The organism is Streptomyces sp. NPDC059456 (assembly GCF_042750055.1).
Classification (GTDB): domain Bacteria; phylum Actinomycetota; class Actinomycetes; order Streptomycetales; family Streptomycetaceae; genus Streptomyces.
The window spans coordinates 1-4342 of the sequence record NZ_JBHYVA010000709.1 but is presented as its reverse complement, the minus strand read 5'-3'; the positions used below and the strand labels follow the sequence as shown (position 1 = coordinate 4342).

Genomic DNA, 4342 nt, shown 5'->3' with positions numbered 1-4342 from the left:
GGGTGTGTGTGCGGGCCGGCGGGGGGGGGCGGGGGCGCGCGCGGGCCGCGCCGCCGCGCCGCCCCCCCCCCCCCGCCCGCCCGCCCCCGCCCCCCCCCGGAGGGGATCCCGGCCGGGCCGTCGCGCTGGCGTCGATGCTCGCGGTCATGGTGGCGGCCATCATGATCCTGGCCTCGGTGGCGAAGCTCGGCTTCATCGCCGACCTGGTCTCCAAGCCGACGATGATCGGCTACATGAACGGCCTGGCCCTGACCATCCTGATCGGCCAGCTGCCGAAGCTGCTCGGCTTCAAGGTCGACGCGGACAACCTGATCGGCGAGTGCGCGGGCCTCGTGCGGCAACTCGCCGCCGGGGCGGCGGTGCCGGCCGCGGCCGCGGTGGGCCTGGGCGGGATCGCCCTGATCCTGGTCCTGCAGCGTTTCCTGCCGAAGGTCCCCGCGGTGCTCGTGATGGTGGTCCTGGCGATCGCCGCGGCCGCCGCCTTCGACCTGGGCGAGCACGGCGTGGGCCTGGTCGGGGTGCTGCCCGAGGGCTTCCCGCCGTTCACCCTCCCCGACGTGCGGGCCGCCGACCTCGCGCCGCTGCTCGGCGGTGCGCTGGGCATCGCCCTGGTGTCGCTGGCCGACACCATCTCCAACGCGTCCGCCTTCGCGGCCCGCACCGGGCAGGAGGTCCACGGCAACCAGGAGATGGCGGGCGTCGGCGCGGCCAACCTGGCGGCCGCGCTCTTCCAGGGCTTCCCCGTCAGCACGAGCGGGTCCCGGACGGCGGTGGCCGAACGCGCGGGCGCCCGCAGCCAGCTGACCGGGGTCGTCGGGGCCGCGCTCATCGTCCTCATGCTCGTGCTGGCTCCGGGCCTGTTCCGCAACCTCCCCCAGCCGGCCCTGGCCGCCGTGGTCATCACCGCCTCCCTGTCGCTGGCCGACGTACCCGGAGCCGCACGGCTGTGGCAGCAGCGCAAGGAGGAGTTCCTGCTGTGCTTCGCGGCCTTCGCGGGCGTGGCCCTGCTCGGCGTGCTGCCCGGGATCGCCATCGCCGTGGGCCTGTCCGTCCTCGGCGTCTTCCGGCGGGCCTGGTGGCCGTACGAGACGGTGCTCGGGCGGGTGCGGGGCCTGGAGGGCTACCACGACATCCGTTCCTACCCGCAGGCCGAACAGCTGCCGGGCCTGGTGATCTACCGGTTCGACGCCCCGCTCTTCTTCGCCAACGCCAGGTCGTTCCGCGACGAGGTCAGACGACTGGCCGGCGCGGACCCGCGGCCGAGCTGGATCGTGGTCGCGGCGGAGCCCATGACCGACGTGGACACCACCGCCGCCGACGTCCTGGAGGAGCTGGACGAGGCGCTCAACGCGCAGGGCGTCCACCTCGTGTTCGCCGAGCTCAAGGACCCCGTACGACGCAAGATCGAGCGGTACGAACTCACCCGGACCATCGATCCCGAGCACTTCTTCCCCACCGTGGAGGCCGCCGTCGCCGCGTTCCGCCTGCGCACCGGAGCGCATTGGTCCGCCGGCCCCGCACCACCCGACGGGGCGTGACCGCCCGCCGGGCGGGCGGGTCCCGCGCCCGCACCGGGCCGCTCAGGCCACGCCGTCGCCGCGTCCCCGCGCGGCCCGTCCCACGGTCAGGGCCAAGCGCCGGACCCGGCGCCAGTCCATCGGCGTCTTGGTGCGCGGTACACCGGGGCGGTCGCGGGGCACGCGCACGCGCAGGGCGCCGGACGCGATGCGGCAGCGCACCGGAGTGGACAGCACCAGCGCCTCGCCGTCGACACCGACCGGGATGGCGGGCGCTTGCGCGTCGACGACGACCTCCCTGGCGGTCAAGGTGGTCAGACCCCTGCCCTGTCCGCCGTGCAGCAGCAGCTCCGCCGCTTCGGCGGCGTTCGCGACGTCGACGCCCAGCACCCCCAGTGCACCGGAGTCCAGCCGCTCCCGGCGCCCCAGCCCGGCCGAATCCCCCCGCTGGTAGGGATTGTTGCTCACCAGGACGGCCTGGGGGCCGTCCAGCACCGTCGCATCCGCACGCACACCCAGGCGTGTTCCGCCGGTCCGGGCCAGCAGGGACGGCAGCATCTCCAGGATGGTGCGGGCCTTGTCGTCGCGGTAGGCCGGACTCTGCACGACCTCCGCGTACACGCCGAACGAGGCGCTGTTGACGAAGACGCGCCCCGGGCTGCCGTCCGCCGCCTCCCCCTCGTGGATGACGCCGAGGTCGACGTGCAGTTCGACCCCGTCGGTCAGCGCGTCGAGGCAGCGGGACGGGTCCTGCCGGTCCAGGCCCAGGTCCATGGCGAAGTGGTTGCGCGTACCGGCGCTGATCACCAGGAACGGGATGTCGTGCTCCACGGCCACGGCGGCCACCAGGGCCTGTGTGCCGTCGCCGCCCGCGACGCCGAGCAGGTCGGCCCCGTCCGCGACGGCCCGCCGGGCCAGCCCGGCGACGTCGTCGTGCCGCTCCGGATCGAGGACGAAGACCTCGGCGCCCAGGGCCCGGGCCCGCTCCGCCAGGCCGAACTTCTCGACCTTTCCGCCGCCCGAGCGCGGATTCATGATCAGGTAGGGCCGCTCGGCCCGGCCGGCGGGGTGCTCCGGCATGCCCGGCGCGCCGTCCTCGGCCAGGGCGGCCCTGCCCGCGGCGATGGCCAGGGCCCACAGGGCGAGCGAGACCAGCACGACCCACAACAGCCCCGCGGTCGCGTACAGGAGCAGGACGGCGAGCGGTGCGACGACCACCAGCAGCACGGCCAGCGCCCTGATCCAGCCGGTGTGGGTGAGCATCCACCACACGCCGGCCGCGGTGAGCGCCAGTCCCGCCCAGCCCACCCCCATCAGCACGAGGCTCGCGAGACCCCCGAACACCAGCAGCACCACGGGCGCCGCCAGGCCCGCCACCAGGGCCAGCCGCGCGGTCCAACGCCTGCTCATGGGACAACCTCCCGACCGGGACGACCTGCCGCCGCGTCACCGGCTGCCGGACGGACGTCGCGCATCCACTTCAGGCTACGAGCGCCGCCCCCGCGCGGCCTGCGCACCGCGCCCGCGCGGGGGCGAGCCCGCGGCCGTCCGCGTCGGATGGCACGACCCACCGGGACTTGGGACCATGTCCACGGAGGAAGCCATGCCCGATGACCCGCCGGAACCTCCGCCGCACGTGCCGGCGCCCCGCAAGCGCCGCCGACGGCTCGGTCTCACACTGCCCGGCTGCTGGGGCGCCCTCGTCCTGGCATGCCTGTCCTTCACCCCGTCGCTGCTTCCCCGCGGAGGCGTGCTCCAAGGTCTGATCTGCGGCATCAGCGCGGCCATCGGGTACGGGCTGGGCGTGATCGCGGCGTACGTGTGGCGCGCCTTCGCCGACCGGGACGCCCGCAGCCCCTCGCGCAGGTCGTGGCTGGTCCTGCTCGCCGCCGCACTCGTGCTCCTCGGCGTCTCGTTCGGGCTCGGGCAGTACTGGCAGCACGAGATCCGCCGGCTGATGGGGGTCACCGAGTACGACATCGTCACCACCGTGGCCTGTCCCTTCGTCGCCGCCCTCGTCTTCCTGCTCCTGCTCCTCACCGGGCGCGGGCTGCGCGCCCTGTACCGCCGGGCCGCCGCTCTGCTCGGGCGCCGGATCGGCAGGCGGGCGGCGCGCGTGGTGGGCTGGCTCCTGGTGGCCGGACTGGCGTGGGCCGCGTTCTCCGGGCTGCTGCTGAGCGGCTTCGTGAACGCGGCTAACGAAACCTTCTCGCTGCGTGACACGCAGACCCCGGAAGGCGTGCACCAGCCCACGACCGTGCTGCGCTCGGGCGGGCCCGGCTCGCTGGTGCCGTGGGAGTCACTGGGCCGGGAGGGCCGGGCGTTCACGGGCAGCGGACCGTCGGCCCAGGCCATCGGCGCGTTCACCCACCGTACGGCGCAGGAACCCATCCGGGCGTACGCCGGGCTGGAGACCTCCGACAGCACGGAGACCCGGGCGGCCCGGGCCGTCGCGGACCTCGAACGGGCGGGCGGCTTCGAACGCGCGAACCTGCTCGTGATGACCACCACGGGCAGCGGCTGGGTCGACCCCGCCGCCGTGGACTCGTTCGAGTACCTCGGCAACGGCGACACGGCGACGGTGGCGATCCAGTACTCGTACCTGCCCTCGTGGATGTCGTACCTCGTCGACCAGTCCAAGGCGCGCGAGGCGGGCCGCGACCTGTTCGACGCGGTCTACGACACGTGGTCCAAGCTGCCGCAGGACCGGCGTCCGCGCCTGTTCGCGGGCGGCGAGAGCCTGGGCTCCTTCGGTGGTGAGACGGCCTTCAGCGGGGAGTACGACCTGCGCAACCGCACCGCCGGCACGGTGTTCGCCGGCCCTG

2 protein-coding genes and 1 pseudogene are annotated in these 4342 nt (G+C 74.6%); 2 read left to right on the top strand and 1 reads right to left on the bottom strand.

Annotated features, from left to right (window positions below; genetic code table 11):
- Positions 1–101 precede the first annotated feature (101 nt).
- Positions 102–1538, top strand: a pseudogene (locus ACFXA3_RS36890) (SulP family inorganic anion transporter); the annotation flags it as partial.
- 42 nt (positions 1539–1580) lie between these two features.
- On the opposite strand, the gene ACFXA3_RS36885 reads toward ACFXA3_RS36890, so the two are convergent.
- Positions 1581–2927 carry a diacylglycerol/lipid kinase family protein gene (locus tag ACFXA3_RS36885; RefSeq protein WP_385194611.1) on the bottom strand — a complete coding sequence of 449 codons (1347 nt, stop codon included), beginning with the start codon at positions 2925–2927 and terminating at the stop codon, positions 1581–1583.
- A gap of 193 nt (positions 2928–3120) precedes the next feature.
- On the opposite strand from ACFXA3_RS36885, the gene ACFXA3_RS36880 reads away from it, so the two are divergent.
- Positions 3121–4342, top strand: a 1222-nt coding sequence (locus tag ACFXA3_RS36880) for an alpha/beta-hydrolase N-terminal domain-containing protein (protein ID WP_385194609.1), incomplete at its 3' end; no start/stop codon positions are given.

Bases quoted from the DNA above. Each gene is read 5' to 3' on its own strand.
- ACFXA3_RS36885 (WP_385194611.1), bottom strand. From the start codon at position 2,927: ATGAGCAGGCGTTGGACCGCGCGGCTGGCCCTGGTGGCGGGCCTGGCG.